This is a genomic window from Paenibacillus sp. FW126-R14 (genome assembly GCF_058789495.1).
The window spans coordinates 1-25,536 of record NZ_JBYTBS010000009.1 but is presented as its reverse complement, the minus strand read 5'-3'; the positions used below and the strand labels follow the sequence as shown (position 1 = coordinate 25,536).

24 protein-coding genes are annotated in these 25,536 nt (G+C 46.4%); 17 read left to right on the top strand and 7 right to left on the bottom strand.

The window, feature by feature from the left end; all coding sequences use genetic code 11:
* Positions 1 to 19: 19 nt before the first annotated feature.
* On the top strand, positions 20 to 1,714 hold the full coding sequence (locus AC3WRW_RS08595; RefSeq protein ID WP_492545919.1) for a M3 family oligoendopeptidase: 1,695 nt from the start codon (positions 20 to 22) through the stop codon (positions 1,712 to 1,714).
* Here the strand turns inward: AC3WRW_RS08595 and AC3WRW_RS08590 are convergent.
* The gene (locus AC3WRW_RS08590; protein WP_492545918.1) at positions 1,711 to 2,643 is read right to left on the bottom strand and encodes a zinc dependent phospholipase C family protein; all 933 of its coding nucleotides are present in this window, start codon (positions 2,641 to 2,643) and stop codon (positions 1,711 to 1,713) included. The genes AC3WRW_RS08595 and AC3WRW_RS08590 overlap by 4 nt on opposite strands.
* Before the next feature lie 206 nt (positions 2,644 to 2,849).
* On the opposite strand from AC3WRW_RS08590, the gene AC3WRW_RS08585 reads away from it, so the two are divergent.
* Entirely contained in the window at positions 2,850 to 5,096 is a 2,247-nt protein-coding gene (locus tag AC3WRW_RS08585; protein ID WP_492545917.1) for a PAS domain S-box protein, read from the top strand.
* Positions 5,097 to 5,148: 52 nt separating this feature from the next.
* Here AC3WRW_RS08585 and AC3WRW_RS08580 read toward each other — a convergent pair whose 3' ends face one another.
* Complete coding sequence (locus AC3WRW_RS08580) at positions 5,149 to 5,376, bottom strand: hypothetical protein (protein ID WP_171685805.1); 228 nt, start codon at positions 5,374 to 5,376, stop codon at positions 5,149 to 5,151.
* A gap of 236 nt (positions 5,377 to 5,612) precedes the next feature.
* On the opposite strand from AC3WRW_RS08580, the gene AC3WRW_RS08575 reads away from it, so the two are divergent.
* The 4 genes from AC3WRW_RS08575 to AC3WRW_RS08560 all read left to right on the top strand — a co-directional run bounded on the left by AC3WRW_RS08575 (position 5,613) and on the right by AC3WRW_RS08560 (position 9,101).
* Positions 5,613 to 6,269, top strand: a complete 657-nt coding sequence (locus tag AC3WRW_RS08575; RefSeq protein ID WP_492545916.1) for a deoxynucleoside kinase — start codon at positions 5,613 to 5,615, stop codon at positions 6,267 to 6,269.
* A gap of 487 nt (positions 6,270 to 6,756) precedes the next feature.
* On the top strand, positions 6,757 to 7,959 hold the full coding sequence (locus tag AC3WRW_RS08570; protein ID WP_492545915.1) for an FAD-dependent monooxygenase: 1,203 nt from the start codon (positions 6,757 to 6,759) through the stop codon (positions 7,957 to 7,959).
* Positions 7,960 to 7,964: 5 nt separating this feature from the next.
* Entirely contained in the window at positions 7,965 to 8,669 is a 705-nt protein-coding gene (locus AC3WRW_RS08565) for a copper homeostasis protein CutC (protein ID WP_492545914.1), read from the top strand.
* A gap of 123 nt (positions 8,670 to 8,792) precedes the next feature.
* On the top strand, positions 8,793 to 9,101 hold the full coding sequence (locus tag AC3WRW_RS08560; RefSeq protein ID WP_492545913.1) for a DUF4870 domain-containing protein: 309 nt from the start codon (positions 8,793 to 8,795) through the stop codon (positions 9,099 to 9,101).
* Positions 9,102 to 9,203: 102 nt separating this feature from the next.
* Here AC3WRW_RS08560 and AC3WRW_RS08555 read toward each other — a convergent pair whose 3' ends face one another.
* On the bottom strand, positions 9,204 to 9,959 hold the full coding sequence (locus AC3WRW_RS08555) for an MBL fold metallo-hydrolase (RefSeq protein ID WP_492545912.1): 756 nt from the start codon (positions 9,957 to 9,959) through the stop codon (positions 9,204 to 9,206).
* Between the two features lie 241 nt (positions 9,960 to 10,200).
* Here AC3WRW_RS08555 and AC3WRW_RS08550 point away from each other — a divergent pair, with 241 nt between their 5' ends.
* From AC3WRW_RS08550 to cyoD, 5 genes are all read left to right on the top strand, one after another.
* Entirely contained in the window at positions 10,201 to 10,458 is a 258-nt protein-coding gene (locus AC3WRW_RS08550; protein WP_492545911.1) for a hypothetical protein, read from the top strand.
* A 274-nt stretch (positions 10,459 to 10,732) separates the two neighbouring features.
* Positions 10,733 to 11,716: a ubiquinol oxidase subunit II gene (cyoA, locus tag AC3WRW_RS08545; RefSeq protein ID WP_492545910.1), complete on the top strand. Its 984-nt coding sequence runs from the start codon at positions 10,733 to 10,735 to the stop codon at positions 11,714 to 11,716.
* Between the two features lie 34 nt (positions 11,717 to 11,750).
* Positions 11,751 to 13,724: a cbb3-type cytochrome c oxidase subunit I gene (locus tag AC3WRW_RS08540; protein ID WP_492545909.1), complete on the top strand. Its 1,974-nt coding sequence runs from the start codon at positions 11,751 to 11,753 to the stop codon at positions 13,722 to 13,724.
* Entirely contained in the window at positions 13,724 to 14,341 is a 618-nt protein-coding gene (gene cyoC / locus AC3WRW_RS08535; RefSeq protein ID WP_492545908.1) for a cytochrome o ubiquinol oxidase subunit III, read from the top strand. Before AC3WRW_RS08540 ends, cyoC begins: the two co-directional genes overlap by 1 nt.
* 1 nt (position 14,342) lies before the next feature.
* Positions 14,343 to 14,672: a cytochrome o ubiquinol oxidase subunit IV gene (cyoD, locus tag AC3WRW_RS08530; protein WP_492545907.1), complete on the top strand. Its 330-nt coding sequence runs from the start codon at positions 14,343 to 14,345 to the stop codon at positions 14,670 to 14,672.
* Positions 14,673 to 14,743: 71 nt separating this feature from the next.
* On the opposite strand, the gene AC3WRW_RS08525 is transcribed toward cyoD, so the two are convergent.
* A complete protein-coding gene (locus AC3WRW_RS08525) occupies positions 14,744 to 14,878 on the bottom strand; it encodes a hypothetical protein (RefSeq protein ID WP_492545906.1) in 135 nt (44 codons plus the stop codon).
* Between the two features lie 177 nt (positions 14,879 to 15,055).
* On the opposite strand from AC3WRW_RS08525, the gene AC3WRW_RS08520 reads away from it, so the two are divergent.
* Positions 15,056 to 16,546, top strand: coding sequence for a L,D-transpeptidase family protein (locus AC3WRW_RS08520; protein ID WP_492545905.1), 1,491 nt, complete (start codon positions 15,056 to 15,058; stop codon positions 16,544 to 16,546).
* A gap of 62 nt (positions 16,547 to 16,608) precedes the next feature.
* Here the strand turns inward: AC3WRW_RS08520 and AC3WRW_RS08515 are convergent, their stop codons facing one another.
* Complete coding sequence (locus AC3WRW_RS08515; RefSeq protein WP_492545904.1) at positions 16,609 to 17,724, bottom strand: aminopeptidase; 1,116 nt, start codon at positions 17,722 to 17,724, stop codon at positions 16,609 to 16,611.
* Between the two features lie 158 nt (positions 17,725 to 17,882).
* Between AC3WRW_RS08515 and AC3WRW_RS08510 the strand changes: the two genes are divergently transcribed.
* Both AC3WRW_RS08510 and AC3WRW_RS08505 read left to right on the top strand, forming a co-directional pair.
* Positions 17,883 to 18,425 (top strand): hypothetical protein, encoded by a 543-nt coding sequence (locus AC3WRW_RS08510; RefSeq protein ID WP_492545903.1) that lies wholly within the window; start codon positions 17,883 to 17,885, stop codon positions 18,423 to 18,425.
* Positions 18,382 to 19,575, top strand: a complete 1,194-nt coding sequence (locus AC3WRW_RS08505) for an MFS transporter (protein WP_492545902.1) — start codon at positions 18,382 to 18,384, stop codon at positions 19,573 to 19,575. The genes AC3WRW_RS08510 and AC3WRW_RS08505 overlap by 44 nt, the downstream gene beginning before the upstream one ends.
* A 47-nt stretch (positions 19,576 to 19,622) precedes the next feature.
* Here the strand turns inward: AC3WRW_RS08505 and udk are convergent, their stop codons facing one another.
* The gene (udk, locus tag AC3WRW_RS08500) at positions 19,623 to 20,258 is read right to left on the bottom strand and encodes a uridine kinase (protein WP_171685818.1); all 636 of its coding nucleotides are present in this window, start codon (positions 20,256 to 20,258) and stop codon (positions 19,623 to 19,625) included.
* Between the two features lie 112 nt (positions 20,259 to 20,370).
* Positions 20,371 to 20,688, bottom strand: a complete 318-nt coding sequence (locus tag AC3WRW_RS08495) for a hypothetical protein (protein ID WP_171685819.1) — start codon at positions 20,686 to 20,688, stop codon at positions 20,371 to 20,373.
* A gap of 309 nt (positions 20,689 to 20,997) precedes the next feature.
* Here AC3WRW_RS08495 and AC3WRW_RS08490 point away from each other — a divergent pair, with 309 nt between their 5' ends.
* Genes AC3WRW_RS08490 through AC3WRW_RS08480 form a run of 3 tightly spaced genes read left to right on the top strand, consistent with a single transcriptional unit; the run spans position 20,998 to position 24,490 of the window.
* Positions 20,998 to 21,378 carry a hypothetical protein gene (locus AC3WRW_RS08490; protein ID WP_492545901.1) on the top strand — a complete coding sequence of 127 codons (381 nt, stop codon included), beginning with the start codon at positions 20,998 to 21,000 and terminating at the stop codon, positions 21,376 to 21,378.
* Positions 21,379 to 21,392: 14 nt separating this feature from the next.
* On the top strand, positions 21,393 to 22,928 hold the full coding sequence (locus AC3WRW_RS08485) for an ATP-binding protein (protein ID WP_492545900.1): 1,536 nt from the start codon (positions 21,393 to 21,395) through the stop codon (positions 22,926 to 22,928).
* Positions 22,925 to 24,490 carry a DUF3369 domain-containing protein gene (locus tag AC3WRW_RS08480; RefSeq protein WP_492545899.1) on the top strand — a complete coding sequence of 522 codons (1,566 nt, stop codon included), beginning with the start codon at positions 22,925 to 22,927 and terminating at the stop codon, positions 24,488 to 24,490. Before AC3WRW_RS08485 ends, AC3WRW_RS08480 begins: the two co-directional genes overlap by 4 nt.
* The last annotated feature ends 1,046 nt before the right edge of the window (positions 24,491 to 25,536 follow it).

Sequence of the window (25,536 nt, the reverse complement as noted above, 5' to 3'; positions counted from 1 at the left end):
TTGCAAGGGAGAGAACGCAATGAAATTTCAAGATTTTAAGTATGAGAGACCTGATTTCAGCATTTTTGAAACAGAGTTTAAACAATTGTTAGAACGGTTTACAGGTGCCGTTTCCTTTGAGGAACAGGATCAAGCGATGGAAGCGATCGTAAAGCTTCGCAGTGAGCAGGATTCCATGGAATCGATTGCTCGCATCAGGCACACCGTGGATACGACGGATGAGTTTTATAAAGCGGAGCAAGAGTACTTTGATGAAATTGAACCGTTATATCAAGGCCTGGTCACAGAATTCTACAAAGCGCTGATTGATTCGGCATTTCGTGCGGAGTTGGAAGTCAAATGGGGCAAGCAATTGTTTCGCATTGCCGATATGGCACTTCAAACATTCTCTCCGGCCATCGTTGAAGATCTCGTACAGGAAAACAAGCTGGCCAGCGAATATTCGAAACTGCTTGCTTCGGCGAAGCTGTTTTATGAAGGAGAAGAGCGGAATTTATCGCAGCTTGTGCCATTTCAATTATCGACAGACCGAAATGTCCGCAAAGAATCGAATGATGTAAAATATAGCTTCTTTATCGAAAATGAAGCCAAATTGGACGAGCTGTATGATCAATTGGTCATAATTCGGACGGAAATTGCCAAAAAACTGGGCTACAACAATTTTGTGGAACTGGCCTATGCGCGCATGAACCGTTCGGATTACAATGCCAAGGACGTGGAGGCTTTCCGCAATCAAGTGTTGGAGCATATCGTTCCCGCAGCAACGAAGCTCAAGGAACGTCAAAAGGCTAGAATTGGCGTAGATGCCCTCCATTATTTTGACGACAAGTTTGGTTTTCCTTCCGGAAATGCGACGCCCAAAGGCGATGCCGATTGGATCGTGGAACAGGCACGCAAGATGTATGCGGAATTGTCGCCCGAAACGGATGAGTTTTTTACATTCATGATCGACAATGGCTTGATGGATCTTGTGGCGAAGAAGGGGAAACGTGTCGGGGGCTATTGCTCCTATATTAGTACATATAAAGCACCGTACATTTTCTCTAATTTTAACGGTACATCCGGCGATATCGATGTGTTGACGCATGAAGTCGGTCATGCTTTCCAAGGCTATAGCTCCAGGGAATTCCAAGTTCCGGAATATGTATTCCCTACCTTGGAAGCCTGTGAAATCCATTCCATGAGCATGGAGTTTCTGGCTTGGCCATGGATGTCGCTCTTCTTCGAAGAAGAAACGGATAAGTACAAATTTAAACATTTGAGTGAATCGCTGTTGTTTATACCTTACGGCGTCGCAGTGGATGAATTTCAGCACCGGATCTACGAGCAGCCGGAGCTGACGCCTGCAGAGCGCAAACGGGTTTGGCGTGAGATTGAGCGCAAATATTTACCGCATCGTGTGTATGAAGATAACGATTATTTGGAAAGAGGCGGCTTCTGGCAGCAACAGCCGCACATTTACAAAAGCCCGTTCTATTACATCGACTACACACTCGCGCAAGTATGTGCGTTTCAGTTCTGGAAACGGGCTAATGAAAATCCGGAGCTGGCTTGGCAGGACTACTTGCGGCTTTGCAAGCAAGGGGGCAGCCAAAGCTTCACGGAGCTGGTTCAAGTTGCGAATTTAATCTCGCCATTCCATGATGGCTGTGTGGCTTCCGTCATTGGTCAGATCGATAACTGGCTGGATCAAGTTGACGATAAGACGCTCTAAATCATAGGCTTCACATGTGTAATTTGCAGAGGACTGTCACAATCTTTGCCCGTTTCGTAGGAGCGATTGCCCAGAACGGCAAGAAAAGCTTGAAAGTCCTCAGCCGTACCTCTCTGTAAGACTTGGATTGCCGCACGGAGGACGGTTTCGCCGTCTGCCATGGCGATATCCCATAAGTCCCAAATACTGTGCGTATACGTTTCTTCTAGCGATGTCGGGCAGTTCCAAATCGTGTTGGCTTCGTTTAAATAATCAAGCGGAGCCACGCGTTTGGTATAGACAAGAGGGGCTATTTTACCGAGCGTTAATACACGTTTGATTCCTTTAGGATCGTGAAAAAGACGCTGCGCCTTAATCATATCGAAGTAAGCGTCGTTCCAATCATTCTCCGTAATACTAGCAGCAAGCTCAGGGTAGTTGTTAGCCGCTGCAATGGCCAGTGCAGATGCAACGCCTAGCGGCAGTGTTTCACCCACATAAATCTCTTTCCAAACTGGCGTTTTCCATGTCTCAAGTCCGCGTTTGCGCTTTAGAATGAGCGTGTCCATAATAATTTCAAACCGTTGATGATCCCATTTTTTAAAACCTGATTTATAGAAAACATAAGGATGCATGTTCCGATCAAGTATATGATGCGTGATGAAACCAAGCACATAAACGACGGCCGGATTATAGAGACCTCTGCCCTGCACTTGACGTAGCAAATCCCCCAGGAAAGGACCGCACATTTTCGTATGCATAAGGCTTCCTAATTGATTTAGCGTTTTATCCTTTTCCCATGGCAGAAAATGATGATAGAACAAGAAATCCGGCCCTTGACAGCCAAGAGAGAAGACTTGTCGTATTTGTTTGTCATTCAGCATTTGGGCATGACCCAGCTTTGACATCAATTCTTGACCGAATAAAAGATGAGTCCAGATGTTTGGCAAGCCGCCATTCCTCCTTCTTAAAACCTTCTGAAATCGTGTGAGAACCATTTCATTCTAACATAACTGTATGGCTCAATGGCACATTTCGCGAACATTTTATGTTCCAACAAGTTCCTATAGCAGGAATAATCTTCAAGTTGTCGAATTCAAAAAAAACGATCGGTGAAGAAAGCTAACCAATGCAGATTTATGATAGGAGATAAAATATGAATAGGGTCAATAATCCGCTGGATCATTCAAACCGTGCAGATCCCGACAATATTCAGGGTTTACTCTCGGGAACAGAACCGTCATTTGCCGCAGTTTTCGAATTCACTACGATGGGTATAGCCATTATTTCGCTGAGTGGGTTATGGGTAAGAGTGAACAACCGTTTATGTACGCTAACCGGATACACGGAGGAAGAGTTAGTATATAGGGATATACATGTGATTTTTTCGCCAGAAGAAGACGAAGAGCTGGGAGCCTGCTTTGAACAATTGTTGTCAGGGGAGACTAATGCTTCTCAGCTTGAAAAGAAATTAATTCAGAAGGACGGGACCCCTGCCTGGGTAGACTTCAGGATCTCGTTAGTTCGAAATTCACAGAATGAACCGTTATATTATATTTCCCAGATTAGCTATCTCACGCAGAAGACGGAGATGGAGCGTAAACTGGCTGAGAGCGAGCAGCGTTACAAATCTTTAATCGAGCACAACCCTGCAGGAATCTTAACCTGTGATCTGAAGGGGATGATTAAAAGTCTGAATCCTGCGATGGAGCGGATATTAGGATTCGAAGAAAGGGAAATGATCGGTCAATCTCTTAGCCACTTCTGGAGTCATGAACATGAGGCTGAGGACGCTGTCGACAGCATTGTGCTCAAAACGGACAATTACATGCTGCGGGTCATCCATAAGAATGGTGAGCTGATTGAATTAGGCTTGAAGAATGTGCCCATTATCGTCGATGGAAAGAATGAAGGAATTTATGTGATCGCCAGAGACATTACGCAGCATAACAAAGACCGGGAGTCCTTAAGAGTGGCTCAACAGGATCTCCATGATACCGTGCGCAGGCAGCAAGGCATGACTATGAAATTCAGAGAGATGCAGGGGAATTTCATCCATACCTTATGCGATGGAGAGCTTTTGTACCGGCTCGGGTTTAAACCTTCGAATATTATCGGCAATCATCTCTATGAAATTTGGCCCTATCCACTGGCTGCAAATATTGTGAACTATTATCGCAAAGCTTGGAACGGTGAAGAAAATGTCATGTATGAAGCTACTTTCCGCGGGATTACTTACTTGACTTCCTTGCGCCCTATTTTTGAACACGGCCGCGTGATCGAAGTTATCGGATCCTGCGTGGATATTACCGAACGCAAACAAATGGAAACCGAGCTCAGGGAGACGAAAGAACTTCTGGAATCATTCATCAGCAATACAACGGACGCTATTTGTGTGCTTGATTTGCATGCCAGGGTGATCTCCGTCAATAATGCCTATGAGCAAATCTTCGGCTGGCATCACAGCGAACTGCTGAACAAGCCATTGCCGATTTATCCTGATTTTCTGGAGGAACAGCGCAAAGAAATTTATGAAATGTTGAAAGCCGGCAAGCAGATTTCAGGACTTGAAACGGTACGGCAGCATAAAGACGGACAGCTTGTGCATGTCAGTGTGACGAAGACGCCAATCAAAAATGAGAAGGGCGAAATCATCGGTTTTGCCGGAATATCACGGGATATTACAGAACGGAATCGAACGGAGGAATTGTTACGTAAATCGGATAAGCTTTCTGTAGCGGGGCAGCTAGCCGCCGGGCTAGCGCATGAAATAAGAAACCCCCTTACTTCGCTCCGCGGTTTTTTGCAGCTGCTGCAAAACGATGTAAAAGGGAAACAGCACTATTTTGATATTATGCTCTCCGAATTGGATCGTATTAATTTCATTGTCAGTGAATTTCTGGTGATTGCCAAGCCGGAGGCGATTCATTATAAAGAGAGTGATTTGAAAGAAATTCTTCAATCGGTTACAGCGCTGCTCGATACGCAAGCCGTTCTGTGCAATGTTGTGCTTTTGCTGGAATTTGAGACTGAAATCCCGAAATTGGTTTGCTCGGAAATGCATTTAAAGCAATTATTTATTAATCTGGTTAAAAATGCGATGGAGGCCATACCGAAAGACGGGCAAATTAAATTAACCGTATCCTTACAAGGAAGCAATCTGATCAGAGTGCGCACGGAAGATAACGGCTGCGGAATTCCCGAAGACCGGCTGAAGCAATTAGGCGAGCCGTTTTATACGACGAAAGAAAAGGGAACAGGGCTCGGTTTAATGATGTGTTTTAAAATTGTTGAGGCTCACCAAGGGACGATGACCATTCAAAGCCGGTTAGGAGAAGGAACGACCATAGATGTGCTCTTACCAACGCAGCCAAGTGGACATAGCATGGTGGAATTGACCTGACATCGTGAAAAAACCGTCTTTTCTCCGGGAGAAAGGCGGTTTTTTTCGCGAACTAGAAGCTGATGCTAAATTCAGTGGTTTCTCGAGAATACCACTTTGAACTAGAGTCTTGCTCATTATAAATGCGTACTTCATCAGGCGTATATTTGACAATTATTCCAGAGTTGACCTGATAATAAACACCAAGTGGATCTAACGACCAAACATAGACAGGTGTTTGGGTCAGGGCTGCAATAAAAATCTCTATATCTGTATCCAGTAGTTTAGTTCCGTAAATCATCGACGCACCTCTGTCTTTTTTTTGTGAAATTGTACTTATTATTAGTGACAGTATGAACAATTAAACAATCACGGAAACATCCCAACATTTTTTGCAGCATGACGCAGCAAGAGGACAGGGAACGTTAAAAGTAGAAAAATAGGGTTTGCAGGACCGTAAATTCCTAGTATAATAGGTAGGCTTTGCGTGAATTGACAGTAGGCAAATTAAGATTGGGTAGAAGGAGAAAGGGGTCAATGGCTGTGATTGTGGTTGGGGGAATGATCGGTCTTGGTAAAACATCAGTATCCACTTTGCTTGGAAAAGAGCTGAATTCAAGTGTGTACTATGAAAGTGTAGATGATAATCCGATATTACCGCTGTTTTATACGGCGTCTCCGGAAGAAATTGAGAAGAAGCGTTATCCGTTTCTGCTTCAACTGCACTTCCTGAATACTAGATTTAAAGCGATTAAGCAAGCGCTTGTACATAATCGAAATGTGCTCGATAGAAGCATTTATGAAGATTGGTACTTTGCAAAAGTCAATCGGGAACTGGGCCGTATTTCGCAATTGGAATTCGATGTGTATGAAGGGCTTGCCGACAATATGATGTCGGAGCTTGCTGAGCTTCCCAAAAAAGCGCCTGATCTCATGGTTTATCTGAAAGCCTCGTTCGAAACAGTCATGCATCGCATCGGTCTAAGAGGACGCAGCTTCGAGCAGGATCAATCCTTGGTTGATTATTACCGCCAGCTTTGGTCCGGTTATGATGATTGGGTTATGAATCACTATCATGCTTCTGAAGTGTTGATTGTGGATATGGATGTTGTAGATGTCGTGAACCGCCCGGAAGATGCCAAAGTATTAGTGGATCAAGTGCGTGCAAAACTTTCCGAATTAGCTATCGTTTAATATCGAAGACCCCCTCTATTCAGAGGGGGTCTTTCGAATTATATAAAGGAGTTAATTGTTTAAAATAGTTGGCATATTGCCCTGTGAAGCAGCATATACATATCGAATATTGACGATGCCCCGCTTTATTTGTCGGAAAATAAAAACAAACGTAAGCTGCATGAGAATGAATGAAGGATAGGTGATGAATTTGTTATTTATCGTATGTTACCGCGGAAAGCCCATGTGCCCTCCACTGCCGAAATTGGCCGCCACCGAGAAGATGCAAAAGCTGAGCCTTCTCTTCTCGAATTTGGAACTTGTTGAAGTGGAGCAGCAAAGAGTTGCCAACTGATCGTAATATGACCTTTTTGACCAGACTCCTTCATCTTTGGATGAAGGAGTTTTTGTCAATTGATAAGAGCCCCCATTGGGACGACGAAGTTGTTTATCCTTGTACCCCACTTATGTTAAAGTAGAGGGAAATGGTTGAATTTGGGAGGGGGGCATGAACGTTGTTGCACCTAGGAAGAAAGCGATAATTATCGGAGCCGGCATTGGCGGACTTACCACAGCTCTTTTTTTGCAAAGGATCGGCTGGCATGCGGTCCTTTATGAGAAAAAGCATGCACGCTCCGAGTTCGGTGCGGGGATCGTGTTGGCCGCGAATGCGATGCATGTTTTAGATGAGCTTGGATTAGCCGGTAAGGTGAAAGGGGCTGGCGCTCAAGTTGGTCAAGCGGACATTCGATCCTGGGAGGGGAAAGCAATCACATCGGTTCCGGTTGCGAAACAGGCCAGCCGCTACGGAACATACGGCTATCTGATCCATCGGGCAAAGCTCCAAGCGATTTTAGCTGAGCAATTGCATGCAGAGACTAGTTTGCATGTTTGCAAGAAAATGATTGCATGGGAACAAAATGAGCATGAAGTGAGGGTTCGATTTGAGGATGGCACGGAAGACTCCGGCGATATTTTAATCGGTTCGGATGGGATACACTCTGACGTGGCCAAGCAATTATTCGGATCGCTTCCGCTGCGCTATTCAGGCTTTACCGCTTTTCGAGGCATTACCCCGTTCAAGGATCCCGGGTACACGCTAGACGTTGGCGGCGGGTTCGAGGCATGGGGCAGCGGCCGGAGATTCGGGTTCTCGCAACTCGGAGAGGATCGGGTGTTTTGGTTCGCTGCACTGAACGCCCCTGCGGGATCAAACATACGGAATAAGAAAGAGCATGTTCTTCAGCAGCTGAAGGGCTGGCATGCTCCTATCGAACGGGTGGTGCAATCGACAGATGAGTCATCTATTCTTCAGCATGATATCTATGATCGAAAGCCGCTTGAAACATGGAGCAGGGGCAGAGTCGTGCTGTTGGGCGATGCCGCCCATCCGATGCTGCCGAACTTGGGGCAAGGCGGAGCGCAAGCGATGGAGGATGCCTGCGTACTGGCACGCTGCCTGGAGAAAGCCGCGGATACCGGGCTGAGTGAGGTTGCCTCGGTTTTCGAGTCCTATGAGAACATACGGATCCCGCGCGCGAATCAAGTTGTGCGGCAGTCCAGACGGATGGCGCGAATGGTACAAATGAGCAATCCAGCAGCGCTGATGCTCCGCAATCGTTTGTTAAAGCTGATTCCTGAGCCTGTCAAAATCAATCAGCTGGACTGGCTCCTAAGGCATCGCGCAGCCAATATGGAAAGGCAGGAATAATCACGATGATCTTATTAGAAGTAATTGCGACAACACTGGAGGATGCTTTGCGCGCGGAAGCGGGAGGAGCAGACCGCATTGAGCTGGTTGCGAACTTGCATGAAGGCGGTCTAACACCCGACATGATCCTCGTGCGTGATATTACGTCAGCTGTCTCCATACCGGTGCATGTCATGATTCGGCCTCACAGCAGAACTTTTCATATGCGGAAGAGGGATCTTCAGTTGATGCGGGATGATAGTAAAGCCGCTTATCAGGCGGGAGCCGCGGCTCTTGTTTGGGGTGTTCTGACAGATGAAGGAACAATTGACCTGAATGCGCTGGAGTCGCTTTTGGACGCTGCGCCGCTGCCCGTAACCTTTCACCGTGCCTTCGACGAAGTTCAGAATCAGGAGGAAGCATTAAGCTATTTGCTTGAATATGGACAAATTCGTTCGGTGCTTACTTCCGGCGGAGCCGCAAGTGCGCTGCAAGCTGTGGACAGGCTTCGGAAATTGGTAAGCCTTACTTCAGGGCATCAGCTGAACATCATGGCTGGCGGCGGCCTCACGTTGGCAACCTTGAAAGATTTTGCATGTACGACGCAGGTGCCTATTGTTCATTTGGGGACGGGAGTACGGATCAATCAAAGCGTGAATGATCCGGTTGATGTCGACAGAGTTAGGAAAGCCAAACAGCTGTTAATTGAAATAAGCGGAACTTCTGTATGAGCAGAAGGCGCCGCTTCGGATTAGGCCGGAAAATATTTTTTTGAATTGTGTGAAAATCAATAGAATAGATGGAAAACTCCGAATATAATGGAATAGTATACTTTGAGAAAAGAGGTGCTGTCTATGTATGATTCCACGGATATTCAAAGAAATAAAGGAATGGCCATTATTGCGTATATCTTGTTCTTCGTTCCGCTGATTGCTGCTAAAGATTCCAAGTTTGCCATGTATCACGCAAATCAGGGTCTTACGCTGTTCCTCTGCTGCGTCATCCTTAATGTGGTTTTGCCGTTCATTCCGATTATAGGCTGGATTCTCTTGCCCTTAACAAATTTGGCAACGTTCATTCTTGCGATTCTGGGCATTGTCGCAGCTGCTCAAGGTCAAGTTAAGCCGCTGCCAATCATCGGCGCATACACACTGCTAAAGTAAGTTAATGTACATAAGGAAAAGCGCGTACTCAACCCCAATTCTGGGGAAAAAGACTGTTCATCAGGTCATCTCTGACCTTATGAGACAGTCTTTTTTCTTGTCTTAAATTTGCGACACCAGCTCGGCAATCCGCGCGTTGACATTGCCTTCGAACAATCCGCCATGATAACAGATAACCTTTTCAATGTCGTATTCAGTGAATTTCTTAAGAGACTGCTTGGCTAGCTCATAATCTGCACAGTGAGCCGGAGTAGGGCCATTCAGCTGTCCATCCGCTACAACCATAGCATCCGCAGCAATTAAAGTTTTACTTGGAATATGGTAAAAGCTTAGATGCCCGGGCGTATGCCCCGGTGTCAGAATGACGGTCAGACCGCCGGAGAAGGGAAGGATCTGCCTATCTTCTATAAGGCTATGAACCTGACCTTTAGGAGGATTTTCCAGATTTGCTCGAAAAGCTTTCCGCCATTCGGGCGAAACATTTTCCGGCAAATTAGCCACAGCCCGCTCGATCGCTTCCGGCGTCACTTTAATCAACATTTTCTCGCCTTCGATATAAGGCTTCTCAAGCTCACTGGCCAGAACGGTAAGTTTGTCCGGCATTTCTTTTAAAAACGCAGGCAGGCTCCCGATATGATCTATATCCTGATGGGAAATAATAATGGTGTCTAATTGATCAAGAGGCACATGATGCTCTTCAATTGCTTTGCAAATGAGCGGAAAGTTGCCGGGATATCCGGTGTCGATTAATACGGCGCGCTCGTCATCGCTCAAAAGTACAGGATGTATAACACTTGTACGTCCCATGAGAGCAACTTCCAACTCTAACATATGAATTCCGTTTGCGATTTGCATCATAATTCCCTCCAAATAGATAGTAAAGAACAGAGCTATCATACCTAACACGGGAATTGAATGTCAAATAAATTATTTATTATATCACAAATTTAAACGAATGTCAATGGTTAATTTAATGAATTTTCAGAATTTAATTTTGTCCAAAATTTGATCAACGTGTGAATAAAATATGAACATTTTTTGTGTTTTGTGTTATACTATATATATAAGACTTTTACTTCTGGAGTTTGGAGTGATGATGATGGCTGTAAGAACTGTTTCTGTAAGTAATGAGCGCAGTGAACGTGATGTGGTGCCATTGGTGAAGTTAATGACAATCGCGGCATGGGCTTTGCTTGGCATAGGATTACTTTTAAGTTTGTTGAATATCAATCATTTCAGTGATCGCAATGTTTTCTTAATGGTGGGTATTGGCTTCATGGTTGGCAGCGTTTTCGTTTATGTGATTCGGACTGCCATTCATCTCGTACATTCACGTGCTGCGTCCAAGACGGAATGAGAGCTAGAATGATGAATAAAAAAAGCCTTTCAGGTAAATAACTTGAAGGGCTTTTTGGTATGCATGGATTTTCATACTTTTACATAATAGTCAACAAACGTTGTGTGACATTTGTTTTACAGTAAAACGTCGATCCTTTGACGTATTTGTTAAGTCCTGTTAGTCCCTGTGTACTTTTAAATGCAATTTGTTATCTTAGTATTAGATATAAAAGCGCATGTTAAAGAATATGGAAATCAGCATTTTGCAGATTGTGGATCAGGAGGTTAGTTGGATGAAGAAGAGAAAACTCGTACGAGCTCTGCTGCCGGTTATGATGATTGCCTTGATTGTCTTATTGGCAGGATGCAGCGATCAAGCAATGGTATTGGATCCGAAGGGTCCTGTTGCTGAATCACAGAAAAACTTGATTTACATTTCCACGGTCATGTGTTTGGTAATTCTTGTTCCGGTGTTGATACTAACGGCATGGATTGTTTGGCGGTATCGGGATAAAGAAGGCAGGAAAGCTGCTTATAAACCGAACTGGGCGCATAACACGTCACTGGAAGTTGTATGGTGGTCAATCCCAATTATTATGATTGCGGCATTGGCTGTCATCACAGTTAAATATACGTATGCGCTGGAGCCTTCCAAACCGATTAAATCGGAGAAAGCGCCAATCACAATTCAAGTCACTTCCCTGGATTGGAAATGGTTGTTCACGTATCCGGAGTTGGGCATTGGAACACTCAATTATGTGCAAATTCCGGCAGATACGCCGATTAAATTTGAACTTACCTCAGATGCTCCGATGAACTCATTCTGGGTTCCGCAGCTGGGGGGACAAATTTATACGATGTCCGGTATGGCGATGACGCTGTACTTGCAAGCGGATGAGATTGGTCATTACTTTGGTACGGGAGCTAACTTTAGCGGTTCCCACTTCGCGGACATGACTTTCGACGTGAACGCGACTTCCCAAGCGGATTTCGACGCCTTCGTAGCAAAAACGAAGCAGTCGCCAACAAAGCTGACAATGGAAAGCTATGAACAATTGGCGAAGCCCAGCCAGTCCAAAGGCGTGCAGTATTTCTCAACGATTCCAGACGGACTGTTCCAAAAGATCGTAACGAAATACACGAATGGTCAATCCATTCACAGCGGTCATGGCGCTTCTGGATCTACGCATGATTCGGCGAAATCCTCATCGACAGATAAAAATGCGTCCAAAGATCATAATCAAATGGATCATAGTCAAATGAATACGTCAAAATGATAGAACGAAGTTTTCACGAAAGGAAGTCGTGCTCATGTTGGATAGTATTAAGCAGTTCGCATCGGAGTTTTTCGTAACGGGCGACCCACTCATTCTGGGCGCTCAGGTGAGTATCGGTCTCTCGATGGTCGCCATGGTTTTCGTACTGAGTTATTTTAGAAAATGGGGCTGGCTCTGGCGGGAGTGGTTAACAAGCGTTGATCATAAACGTATCGGGATCATGTACATCATTTGTTCGATATTGATGCTTTTCCGCGGCGGCGTAGATGCACTTTTGATGCGTTTACAGCTGGCGATGCCAAATACGGAGTTTTTGCAGGCGGACCATTATAATGCCATTTTCACTACACATGGCGTTATTATGATTTTGTTCATGGCGATGCCGCTCATGTTCGGTCTATTTAATATCGTCGTTCCTTTGCAGATTGGGGCCAGGGACGTTGCCTATCCTTTCTTGAACTCACTTAGCTTCTGGCTGTTCTTCTGGGGAGCGATGCTGTTCAACGTGTCGTTCGTCATCGGCGGTTCGCCGGATGCAGGGTGGCTCAGTTACCCGCCGCTTTCGGAGCTTTCTCATAGTCCCGGCGTCGGTCAGAACTTCTATATTTGGGGGATTCAAATCTCGGGGATCGGTAGTTTAGCGACAGGGATTAACTTTATCGTAACGATTCTCAAAATGCGTGCGCCAGGCATGACATTGATGAAAATGCCAATGTTCACATGGTCTGTATTTTCCAGCTGCGTGACGATTATCTTTGCATTCCCGATTCTAACGGTTACATTGGCGCTGTTATTCCTCGATCGCTTCTTAGGTGCGCATTTCTTCACCTTAGATGGCGGCGGAAATCCGATGATGTATATCAACTTGATTTGGATGTGGGGACATCCTGAGGTTTACATTGTCGTACTTCCGGCATTCGGGATTTTCTCTGAAATTGTTGCAACGTTTTCCAAGAAAAAATTGTTCGGTTATAAATCCATGGTTTTCGCCATGTTTATCATCAGCTTGTTCTCCTTCTTCACTTGGGCGCATCACTTTTTCACGATGGGTTCCGGCGCGGATGTCAATGCTTTCTTCGCCATAACGACGATGTTGATTGCTATTCCTACCGGGGTCAAAGTATTTAACTGGTTATTTACCATGTTCAGGGGAAAAATCCGTTTCTCAACGCCAATGATGTGGACGATTGCGTTCATACCGTGTTTCGTCGTCGGGGGGATGACGGGGGTGCTGCTTTCCGTTGCGCCTGCTGACTTCCAGTTCCATAACAGCTACTTCCTGATCGCGCATTTCCATCAAGTCTTAATTGGCGGTGTTGCGTTCGGATACTTCGCAGGCTTGTACTACTGGTGGCCGAAAATGTTCGGCTTTAAGCTTAACGAGCACTTAGGTAAATGGGCTTTCTGGCTGTGGAACATTGGTTTCTACGTCTGTTTCATGCCGCAATATTTCTTGGGCTTAGACGGTATGACCCGCCGTACGTATACGTACGATTTCGATATGGGTTGGGGACCGCTCAACATGGTATCCACCATCGGTGGATTCTTGATGGGTATCGGCTTCCTGTTCCAAGTATGGCAAATCGCTCACTCCATTAAGTTCAGAGAACCGGATGTGACGGGAGATCCGTGGGATGGCCGTACGCTGGAATGGTCCATTCCTTCACCGGCTCCAATTTACAATTTTGCAGTCATTCCGCAAGTGAATGATGTGGATGCATGGTGGGAAACGAAGCAAAAGCAGGGGAAATCGGCTAAAGCTGCAGCAGCACCTGTTTACGAACCGATTCATATGCCTAAAAATTCGGCCATTCCTTTCATCAAGTCTGCGCTGTGGTTTTTCGCAGGTTTCGGCTTTGTCTGGGATTGGATGTGGCTTACGATTCCAGCGCTTGCCGGTATCGGAATATGTATGCTGGCTCGCTCGTTCTCTTATGACACGGATTATTACATTCCGGTTGATGAAATTAAACGTACGGAAGCCGCATTGAAAGGGGCGAAAGTCTAATGGCACATGCAGCCGCGCACGGTGAGCAGCACGCTCACGAACACGACCATGAGCATGATCACGAATCGCTCAAGACGTTCGGATTCTGGATTTTTCTAATCACAGACTGTATCTTGTTCGGATCTTTATTTGCTACGTATCTCGTTCTCCATCAGAATACCAACGGGGGACCGACTCCGGAAGAGCTTTTCAAAATGCCGGGCATCATCGCTGAAACATTCATCTTGCTAACCAGCTCATTCACAAGCGGTCTGGCTGTGCTAGGCATGCACAAAGGCAATCTGAAGCAGCTGATCGGTTGGCTGATCGTTACGGTGCTTCTAGGGGCTTCCTTCGTTGGCTTAGAGGTAACGGAATTTGTTAACATGATTTATCACGAAGGAGCAACCATTAGTACCAGCGCGTTCTTATCCGGTTTCTTCACACTGGTAGGGACACACGGACTGCACGTTTCCGTAGGTTTGGTGTGGATGATCGGGTTGATCCTGCAGCTTAAGCGCAGAGGCATTACAACTGTGACGAAGCGGAAAGTGGAAGTCATTTCGCTATACTGGCATTTCCTCGATGTCGTTTGGATTTTCGTCTTCACATTCGTTTATTTGATGGGGGTGATGTAAGATGGGCGGAAACCATACAAACTCGCATGGGAATCATAATGCGCATGGCTCATTGAAGTCTTATGTCATCGGCTTCGCGCTTTCGATCATTCTAACGATCATTCCTCTGGTTGCAGTCATGAACCATATGTTGAATAAAACCGGGACATTGGTATTGATTCTCCTCATGGCCATCCTGCAATTCGGTGTGCAATTGTTCTTCTTCATGCATGTGAAAGAAGGCGAGAACGCACGCTGGAACATTATGGCGCTGATTTTCGGCCTGATTATTCTCGTGACGATCGTGGCCGGCTCCATTTGGATCATGACGTACAATCAAGTGGCACATTAATACACGGTACAAAAGGAAAAGACGCTCTTTACCGCGAAGCTCGCGGGGAGGGCGTCTTTTTTCAATTGAGTTTAACAAGTAGGCTTTTTGTTGCGTTCTTTCATTTCACGTTTATCTTGTTGGACGGCTTTTTCACCGAATTGATCCAAGCGAGAAGGGCTGCCCGCCGGTCCGTTATTTCGCGGTTTGCTGTTTCTCCCACTCATCATTATCACCTCCGAGACTCAGCTTTTGCTAAATAGACGGGGTTCATGCTGGTTCTTTCAGGAAGGGATAAAGGGGTTGTCAGTACGACTCTAACATGATACATTATGTATCAGAGATACTAATTGTATCGAACAGCGAGAATGGACAAGCGAATTTAGCGAACGGAGAGGAGCCGAATGATACGCCGAACCCAGCGATTTCGAAACCACCTCGATGACAATCTCATTCATTTGCGCAAAAACTTGTTCATCTCCCCATCCGATCCTATGTATTATGAGAAGGTCATCCGGTATTTGGATGCGACTTCACCGGAAGCTCATTATAAGATCGGGCAAAAATTTGAAAGGAAAGGGAATTTAAAGCGGGCGATTTTTCATTACAAGGAAGTGCTTCGAACGTATCCGTCGCCATTTTACTCCGCTGCCAATCGAGCCATTCGTCACATTGAAGACGAGCAAGCGGCACATGCGCTGAACATGCAGAAAGCTTTTCCGGAGGAAAAGAAGCGAATATTGCCGCCGTTTATGAAAACGCTGCTCCTCGTCCTGCTTGTGCTTAATCTTCTGTTGGTTGTTTTGTTTGCGGGAAATCAGCCGCTCTACAAAACAATATCCTCCATGAAGATTTGGGGCGTTGGAAGCGACATCACCTATGAAACGGTAGACGCTCCTTTCGTTATGTACCTGGCGCCCGAGACGAAGGGTGAGGCCATTGAAATGGCTTTGCATAAACAGGCTCTGGAGCTGGCGAAGGAAATGCCGAAGACGAACATCCTTATTTACGGGGTCCTTTCACAGGACAGCGGAAGTATTGGAAAAACCATGCTGCTTAAGGATGAAGCACTAACGAAGAGCGCCATCGTCGTTGCGCAGTATCATCCCGAGACAGATGACAGGGTAAGAATCCGTTTCATAAATGCCGAATTTGAAAGGCACCAACCGCTTAGCGCGTTTGGTGCTAATTTAGTTAGAACGGCATTGGAAGCGTACATAAAGGACAATGGGCGCCCGCCAGACCGTCTGGAAGCGCTGCTGCAGGATTATCCTAACAACTACCTTAGTTTCATCCCACTAGAGGCGTTAACGGGCTCTAATGGCATCTCAGCGACGTTCACGGGGACAGGGGGTTGGGTATATGCGTCAGGCGCGGCAGACCCCGCGCAGATGTTCTATGCCAATTCAGAAGCCGTAGCGAATACGCCGTATGAACCGGTGCATATAGAAATCAACAAAGCGGAACATCAGCTTAAGCTTGTTAGCGGAGATCATATTTTATGGGATAAAGTAATCGGTCTTGGTTCGAATGATCGTACGCCGCAAGGCCGTTTCCAGGTAATAGACCGCGTGCAAAACCCTCAAGGAAGCCATGCTCAGAGCTACGGGGAAGCGGGCTTGGGGCTCGGTGCCATCGCGCTGCACGGCACTTACGACGAGAGCTCGATCGGCGCGGATAAATCGCTCGGCTGCATAAGGCTGACGAATGGGGATGTGCAGCAGTTGTTTCCTTTCGTTCCCAAAGGCGCAGAGGTACAGATTCAAGGATCACAAGGATCGGCTTGGTCGGCGGCCAAGCAAGAGCTTGTGAAAGATGCCGAACGGCTCATTCCATCCGTACGGCCAATTGTTGACGAATCCCCCGATGGCATACAATTCCATTGGCTTGGTTAGTAATGAAAAAGCAGTTGAGGCTGCCCGAATCCCAGATTCCGGAGCTTCAACTGCTTATTTTATTACATTAAGTTTTCCGGGTTCAGTTTTTCAAGTTCCGGAATGACAAAGCGGCCGTCTTTACGAATGAGCACATCGTCAAAATAAATCTCTCCGCCGCCGTATTCAGGACGTTGGATCAATACCATATCCCAGTGAACCGATGAGCGGTTCGTGTTGTCCGCGGTCTCATAGGCTTGGCCAGGCGTGAAGTGGATACTGCCGTCAATCTTCTCGTCGAACAAAATGTCTTTCATCGGATGTTTGATATAAGGATTCACACCGATTGCAAATTCACCGATATAACGCGCGCCGTCATCCGTATCCAGAATATCGTTTAATTTCTTGGTGTCATTGCTCGTTGCTTCAACAATGCGGCCATTTTCGAAACGAAGAACAATGTTCTCGAAAGAAGTGCCGGAGTAAATTGTCGGCGTATTGTAGCTGATTACACCATTGACAGAGTCTTTCACAGGCGCTGTATACACTTCGCCATCCGGAATATTTCTTAGGCCGGAGCATGGGACTGAGCCGATATTTTTGATGGAGAAAGAGATGTCCGTGCCTTTGGCGACAAGACGAACTTTATCCGTGCGATTCATAAGCTGGACAAGCGATTCCATTGCTGCCGCCATTTTGCTGTAATCGAGATTGCAGACGTTAAAGTAGAAATCTTCGAATTCCTCCGTGCTTTTGCCGGCCAGTTGGGCCATGGAAGGGTTCGGATAGCGCATGACGCACCATTTGGTATTGTTAATGCGCTCGTCGAAGATCGGGCGTTGGAAGTATTTCAAGTAAAGGCGCATTTGCTCGTCCGGAACATCCGACGATTCCGTAATGTTGTCTCCGCTGCGAACTGCAACATAAGCATCCATCTGCTTCATGCGTGCGAGCTCAAATTCGGACCACTGGCTGAACTGCTCTTGTGTGCCTTTCATTTGCAAGCTTCTTGTGATCATAGGATCGCGCAGCTCGATGAATGGCTTGCCGCCTACGGCGTATACTTCTTCGATAAAGCATTTGGCAAGTTCAGGATCTTTGACGCCGATCATTTCGATCAAAATGTTTTCTCCAGGTTGAAGACTTACCGAATAACGGATAATGTTGCGGGCAAAAGTTTGAAGTCGTGGATCTCTCATTCTTAGGTCTCCCTTAATTGAATATTATTACTTAGAAAGTATATCGCAATGAGCGCGGTAAAGCCAATCGGGCACTGATTTCGCGGAACTTTAAGGGTATGCTACAATAGTGTACTAGGCAAGTGTGAGCAAGCTATGACAACTAGAGGAGGACACGAATGGCAAGAGAGCAGATTAAGGTGCCCTTTGGGTACGAACCCCCGGCACAAACTCGCAAAGGCACCATCTTTGTGTTCGAAACATTTGAGGATTGGACGGAAGCCGACATGCAAGCTTTTGCGGCATGGGCGGAGGAAAAAAAGTTTGTTCGGGCCATTTTTTATCCACAGCACGAAGAAACGCTCCGCAGAATGGACATTCCAAGCAAAGCTCCCTATCATGCGAGGGTGAAGCATTTGGAAAGCCTGCTTAAACAAACGAATTCATCGGTACAGCTGGATTTGGACACGTGGGAAGGAAAGCGGAAGAAATATACCCCGCTGGATACTTCGCTTCATTTTTTGACGGACAAGTCGCCAGGACCTTATTTTTTATGCCTAAGTGACCGCTATGCTAATCTTTTCGTCACTTATCCGTCCTTTAAGGAATGGATTAAAAATCTAAGGCTTTACATTAACGAGCAGTTCCATGTTCCACTCCATGGTAGACTGACGGAATATGCGCAAAGATGGGAAACCGTTCGTTTTGGAAACGGCGCTTAAGCATAAGCTTGTTCCTAATAAATTAACCATATTAATTATGGTTATTATCGTTGCGGGCATGAGTCAAGGCATGCTCTTGCCGCTGCTAACGATTTTGTTGGATCGTTCGGGCGTCTCTGCGGATGCAAATGGCTTGAACGCGGCTGCGCTGTATATCGGGATCTTCTCGACGATGTTTTTCATAGAGAAGCCGGTTAGGCGCTTCGGCTACAAGCCGGTCATCATGGTTGGGATGGGGCTCATTATCACGGCCACCTGTCTGTTCCCTGCTTGGCAGCAGGCGGGGTTTTGGTTTGCTCTCCGTTTGTTGGTTGGCGTAGGGGACAGCGCCTTGCACTATGCCACGCAATTATGGATTGTAACGTCAAGCCCTAAAGAGCACAGAGGACGGAATATTTCGTTGTATGGCATGGCTTATGGCATAGGGTTTAGTTTAGGGCCAATCGGGATTACGCTGCTCAAAGCAGGCATTTGGGTGCCGTTTTTGACCACAAGCAGCTTTTTCCTCTTCGTTCTGCTGCTGTTGACAAAGCTGACTAATGAACGCCCTGAACGGGGAGAACGCGTGGAACCCGTGCATAAACGCGCAACCAAAGTGGCGGCCATCGCATGGTTCCCGCTCATCACTTCGCTGCTTTACGGCTATATGGAAGCCTCGATGAACAGCAATTTTCCGCTTTATGGCTTGCGCATCGGCCTCTCAGAGCCTAGCATCGGAGTCCTGCTGCCCGTCATCGGGGTAGGCAGTCTCATTATGCAGCTGCCGCTCGGTATTTGGAGTGACCGCATCGGGCGGAAGAAAATTCTTATTTCATCCGGACTTATCGGTGCTACTGCTTTTCTATGTATCCCGTTTGCGGGAGCGAATGTCTGGTGGATCGGCGTGTTGTTCGGCATTGCCGGAGGGATGGTCGGTTCGTTCTTTTCACTTGGGCTCGCCTACGCGGCAGATATTTTACCTAAGCATTTATTGCCTACAGCCAACGTCCTGGCCTCAATCCAGTACAGTGTAGGGAGCATTGCCGGCCCTTTAATCGGGGGGCTAGCCATCCGGTATTCGAACGCAGCAAGTATTTTTTATATGCTCAGCCTTATTTATGTGATATTTGCCCTATCCGGACTTATTTTTCGCCGTGAAAATTCCGCATAAAATAAAGACACTCCAACCTTAGTTAAGGGAAGAGTGTCTTTGTTTTGTTAGCCTATTTCGTAGCTGGCCGCCTGATCCGTCATATACCGCTCAGTCAAAATCGTCAGCATGGAGATGCCGATTTGGTTTTCGCCGCCTTCGGGAATGATTATGTCCGCATATTTCTTGGAAGGCTCGATAAAAGCATCGTGCATCGGCTTCACTGTCGTCAAATACTGATCGAAGACCGATTGCAGCGTGCGCCCCCGTTCATTGATGTCACGCGAAAGCCTGCGCAAAATCCGGACATCCGGGTCCGTATCGACGAACACTTTGATGTTCAAAGCGCCGCGCAGCTCCTCATCGGTTAACACATGAATGCCTTCAAGCAGTACGATAGGCTTAACCTCAATTCGGATCGTCTCTTTCGAGCGGCCATGCTGCGCGAAATCATAGACCGGAATATTGACCGCATTTCCGTTTTTCAGTTCGTTCAGATGTTTAAGAAGCAGTTCATTATCGAATGCACGAGGGTGATCGTAGTTAATGCGCTCCCGTTCTTCATACGTAAGACCACTATGATGAAGATAGTAATTATCCTGAGAAATTAATGTTACGTTCGTGGATCCCAGCTTGTTGATGATCGATCTGGCAACCGTAGTTTTTCCTGAACCGGTACCACCGGCAATTCCGATAACGAGCATGAAATGTAGTGCCTCCCCAAATAACTTGAAAACCTTCCTACGTAGTTTAACATATTGTTTATATAAAAAGAAAAAGCGATCGAATTTCGATCACTTTTTACCTAAAACCGACCTATCGAATTTGCTTAGGGGTGTGAAATTTCACCTGATTGGCCTCGACGTCTTGAGCAGCTTGTGTCAATTGCTCCATCGTTTGCTGGATTTGCTGTCCATATTGCTCGTTATCGTAAGTTTGAAGCTGCGCTTGTGCATCCCTGACTTTATGCTTGGCCTGCGTGAGAGCGGCTTGGGCAGACTGGATATCTTGAGGATGAGACTGAACAATAGCTCTTTGCAGTTTATACTCAGCGTCTTGAGCCAGACGGATGGCTTGATCTGCTGCATCAATGGCGTGTTGGACCTGCATCGAAAACTCACGGGTGTCGGACATAGGGGAGAGCCTCCTAGGAATCGAATTATTTGAAAGTGAACAGCGACTTTACTACATTGCTCCAAACATGGGGAAATCATTCTACAATAGGGAAATGAAATTATTTCCTGGGGAAGCGCAAATTATGAGACTTCTCATGATTATTCGACAACGAAAGTCAGAAAATTGTGAATACAAGAATGAATGCGATCGCAGAGGGGATTGTTTCCAAAATATAAGTGGACAAACCGTATGAATATTCATAAGCTAGAGAGGATAGCTTTTTTTTGACATGAATAGACAATTAGCGCTTACATAGGGGTTGAAAAGATGAAAGTTTGTAAAAGCGTGTGCTTGCTTGCCGCGCTAACCTTCTTGATTTCCGGGTGCGGGAAAGCGAAAACGAGCACGGCGCCGGCAAATACCTATACGCCTACGTTAGAGGTCAGTGCGGCTGTTAACGGAGACACTGCTGCCCTGCAGTTGACTACGGATTTGAAGCTATCCAAAGAGCATTATAATCAACAACGTGTTCAGGGAGAAGGACATGTTCATATTTCCCTGGATAATGGCGAGAAGATCATCGCGACGGACAAGGAGCAAACGTTCGACCATTTAAGCAAAGGCCCGCATGAAGTCAAGGTGTCCCTGCATAACAACGATCATACCCCTTACGACGTTAGCAAAACGATCACGTTTGAAGTGAAATAGGAGCCCTCATACCTATGCCTTTTATGCAAAAGAAAATCAGTTTACAGAAACGAATTGTATTTCTTATATCTTCAGTGACGGTCGTCATGGTTTCGACGATGATGGTCTTCGACACCATGAGTTTGAATCAATCCATCAGAGAAGCCTATGTGAGCCAAATCAGCGGCATGACCATCGCGATCAACGGACGGTATGAAGAGTCCCGTTCAGTTACGGACGTACAACAAATTTTTGATTATATTCAATACAAAAACAGCCGGGTACTCGAGCTGAAGTTGTACGGCAATGATGGGACCATATTGGCAGCTTCCGATCGCGCGATCGTCGGGGATCGTCTGGATCCGGCAAACGTCGTCATCCCCAAGCAGGACCAAACGCTCGTCGACCGGCTTCCTATGGCTCACAGCAACAAACCGGTTGTCCGCTTAATTGCGCCGCTGCAAGAAGATGGGGGCGTTGTCGGAGCTGTGGAGGTCATTTTAGACTCTTCCGAGGAGACCAAGCTGCTTAAGGAACGTACGAAACTCATTTTGATTGTCGGCATGTCCATTGCGATTGTCTTATCCGCTATGCTATGGCTTATTTTACGGAAAGTCGTCATTCGCCCATTAAAAAAGCTTCGCGAAGCCGCTGTAATCGTCAAGCAGGGAGGAGAGCTGCCGAAGCTGCAGTTCCAGACTTCCCCCGAAATTATGGAGGTATCCGAAGCATTCAACGATATGGTCACAAATTTGGAAGAGCGCTATCAGGAGCTGCAGTATGCGCTGAATACGCTGCAGATTACGCAGGACCAGCTGGTACAGTCGGAGAAAATGGGGGCCTTAGGGAATCTTGTGGCCGGCGTCTCCCACGAAATCAATACACCAATCGGAATCGGCGTTACGGCGATATCTTATCTGGATCAGAAGACGAAGGATTTCCGGGGCTTGTATGAGACGGGCAAGATGAAAAAGTCCGATTTGGAGCAGTTCCTTTCCGTGATCGGAGAAACGAATGCCATGGTGCAGTCGAATTTGGAACGTGCCTCCTCTTTAGTACGCAGTTTTAAGCAAATTTCTGTGGATCAAAGTGTTGAGGTGAAACGCACCTTTCAGATGCGGGAATATCTGGAGGGCATCGTTGCCAGCTTGAAGCCCTCGCTTAAGAAAACAAGACTTCGTGTGGACGTCTATTGCGACGACCGTCTGAATCTATATACATACCCGGGAGCTTTATCCCAAATTATTACGAATTTAGTGATGAATTCATTGAACCATGCCTATGCGCCGGAAGAAGAAGGAAGCTTATGCTTACGTGTCACGGAGCAGCAAGATCATATCGTGCTGGCTTACTCCGATGATGGCAAAGGGATGACGCAGACCGTGCTCGATCAAATATTCGATCCCTTCTTCACGACAAGCCGTGGCAAAGGCGGAACCGGTTTGGGCATGAATATCGTTTATAATCTCGTTACGCAATCGTTGAATGCCACTATCCAATGCTATAGTACATTAGGGCAAGGAAGTTTATTTGTTATTACGATTCCAAAAGAGGAGGAGTCCGAGCTATGACAAGACAGGATGGGTTAATGGACCAGGATGAACTTCTATTTGCTGATGAAGAAGAGGACGTTACCTCGGATGACGCGGTACTGGAACAAGATCCGTGGATCGTCTTAATTGTCGATGATGAAAAACAAGTTCATCAAGTGACAAAGATGGTTCTGCAAGATTTTGAATTTGACGGCAGAAAGCTGGAGCTTCACAGTGCATACTCCGCTGCAGAAGCTAAGCAAGTTTTACGGCAGCAGCCCAATGCGGCCTTAGTTTTGCTTGATGTGGTTATGGAGCAGGAAGACGCCGGGCTTCAAATTGTAAAATATATACGCGAGGAAATGAAAAATACGGCGATTCGTATTATTTTACGTACGGGTCAGCCAGGGCAAGCTCCTGAACGTACGGTCATTATGGAATATGACATTAATGATTATAAGGAAAAAACCGAGCTGACGACTCAAAAGCTGTTCACGACCGTCGTTACCGCGCTGCGCTCTTACCGGGACTTGAGAACGATTGAGAAAAGCAGATCAGGCCTGGAGGAAATCATTAAATCTTCCGCTACGCTGTTCGAGCTTCAATCCATGAAGAAGTTTGCTTCAGGGGTTTTGACGCAGATGACTTCCATTGTGAATTTACATAAAAACGCCCTGCACTGCTCCTTTGCTGTAACTAAAGGAGTCGAGGACATTTATATTTTGGCGGCCAGCGGCGATTATGCGTCCAACCAGGATGAAAGAGCCCGCGATGTCGTTCCTTTGCACGTTCTCGAGGAGATTGAACAAGCTTTTCAAACCAAAAAAAGCAGTTTCGCCTCGGACCGTTTTGTGATTTATTTCCAAAGCAAAATGGGGATGGAAAACGTCATTTATATGAACGGGTTTAAAGAGCTTAGCGAGTGGGAGCGTTATTTGATTGATATTTACTGTACGAACGTTTCCGTCGCTTTTGAGAATATATATTTGAACGAGGAATTGGAAAGCACACAGCAGGAAATTATTTACACCATGGGTGAGATTACGGAAACAAGATCCCGGGAAACGGGACACCATGTGAAGAGAGTAGCTGAATATTCGCGCTTATTGGCGCTGAAATACGGACTGTCCGAGCAAGAAGCGGAAGTCATTCGTTTGGCATCACCGATGCATGATGTGGGGAAAGTCGGAATTCCGGATGCGATCCTGAACAAGCCCGGCGCACTGACCACAGAAGAATTCGAAATCATGAAAACCCACTCCAATCTGGGGTATGAGATGCTGAAGCATTCGAACAAGCAAGTTTTGAATGCCGCAGCCGTCATCGCCCAGCAGCACCACGAGCGGTTTGATGGCACAGGATATCCGCAAGGACTCAGCGGCGAGTCTATTCACCTCTATGGCCGCATCACGGCGGTGGCGGATGTGTTTGACGCGCTCTGCAGCGATCGCGTCTACAAGAAAGCATGGGAGTTGGATCGCGTGCTGGATTTATTGAATACGGAACGCGGCCGTCATTTCGATCCTGTTGTCGTGGATCTTTTTTTAGAGCACCTGGACGAGTTCCTGGCGATCAAAGAGCATTATAAGGAACAACGTTAACGGCGTGAAGGATTTAGCATGTGTACTAACTAAAACGGATCCTATTAGACTGCGTGCAGCTTCAGCTTCGCGGTCTAGTAAAACTCTGTAGTTACGCAATGCCCCGCATTTAGGTCCATTTTGCCTGAAAAGAAAGAGACTATTCTCAAGTAGATGATGAATCTATATGAGGCTGGTCTCTTTTTTGCATAGTGCATGCTGAAGCCCACACGCTTCAGCATGCTTACAACACATCCTCACAACGGATCCTCACCTCGCGCTCGGTACTTACCCTGTACTTCCTCGCTCCCATCTTAACTTCGGATAGTATTGCTATTTTGCAACTCTGAACACTTTGAACAACATAGCTACATTGCACTTTGTGCAACGATATCGGCATATTTTCGCTTCTCCGGCAGCTATATTGCACTTTATACAACCATTTACCCTCAAAAGCTAGTTTTCAGCGCAAATCTAGCGAAATCATTGTACTTTGTACAATGAGAGAGAGCTCTAGCCGCAAGATGCCCGCACTATGTTGCACAAAGTGCAGCATAGTGAGCGTATAGCGCGTATTGAAGTGTACGAGCTTCTTTCTGCTTACAACCGCACCTCCACCTTGCCTTTGGTCGAGCAGACGTAATGGCGTTAGCGCAGTATATTTGTCCTCGCTAACGGACTGAGTGGCCCTAATGCGATGGAGAGCAACCCTACGAGCATGTAACGGACACCAGCGCTGTTATTCGCTCATTTGGGGGCTGATTTCTCCTCCTAATGAGCAAATAAGGACTCTAGTGTCTGTTAGCAGAGAGACACCGCGCTTTTCACGAAGATAACGGCTGCTAGGTCCGAAACGTGATTAGAGACAGGACTTCCTCACACGCAAACGTACGGAGTTTAGACAAGGACCCAGCCGCAGGTTAGGTTTTCTTTAGTAGATAAGAAAGTATAAGTTTTATACTTTTGCTTCGCATCTACCTTGACAAACGCGCTCGTCCTAAAAGGACTACGAAGTCGTTTATCCTTGATTCGTCCCTATTTTAACTTGAGGGTCTATTTTGTGGACA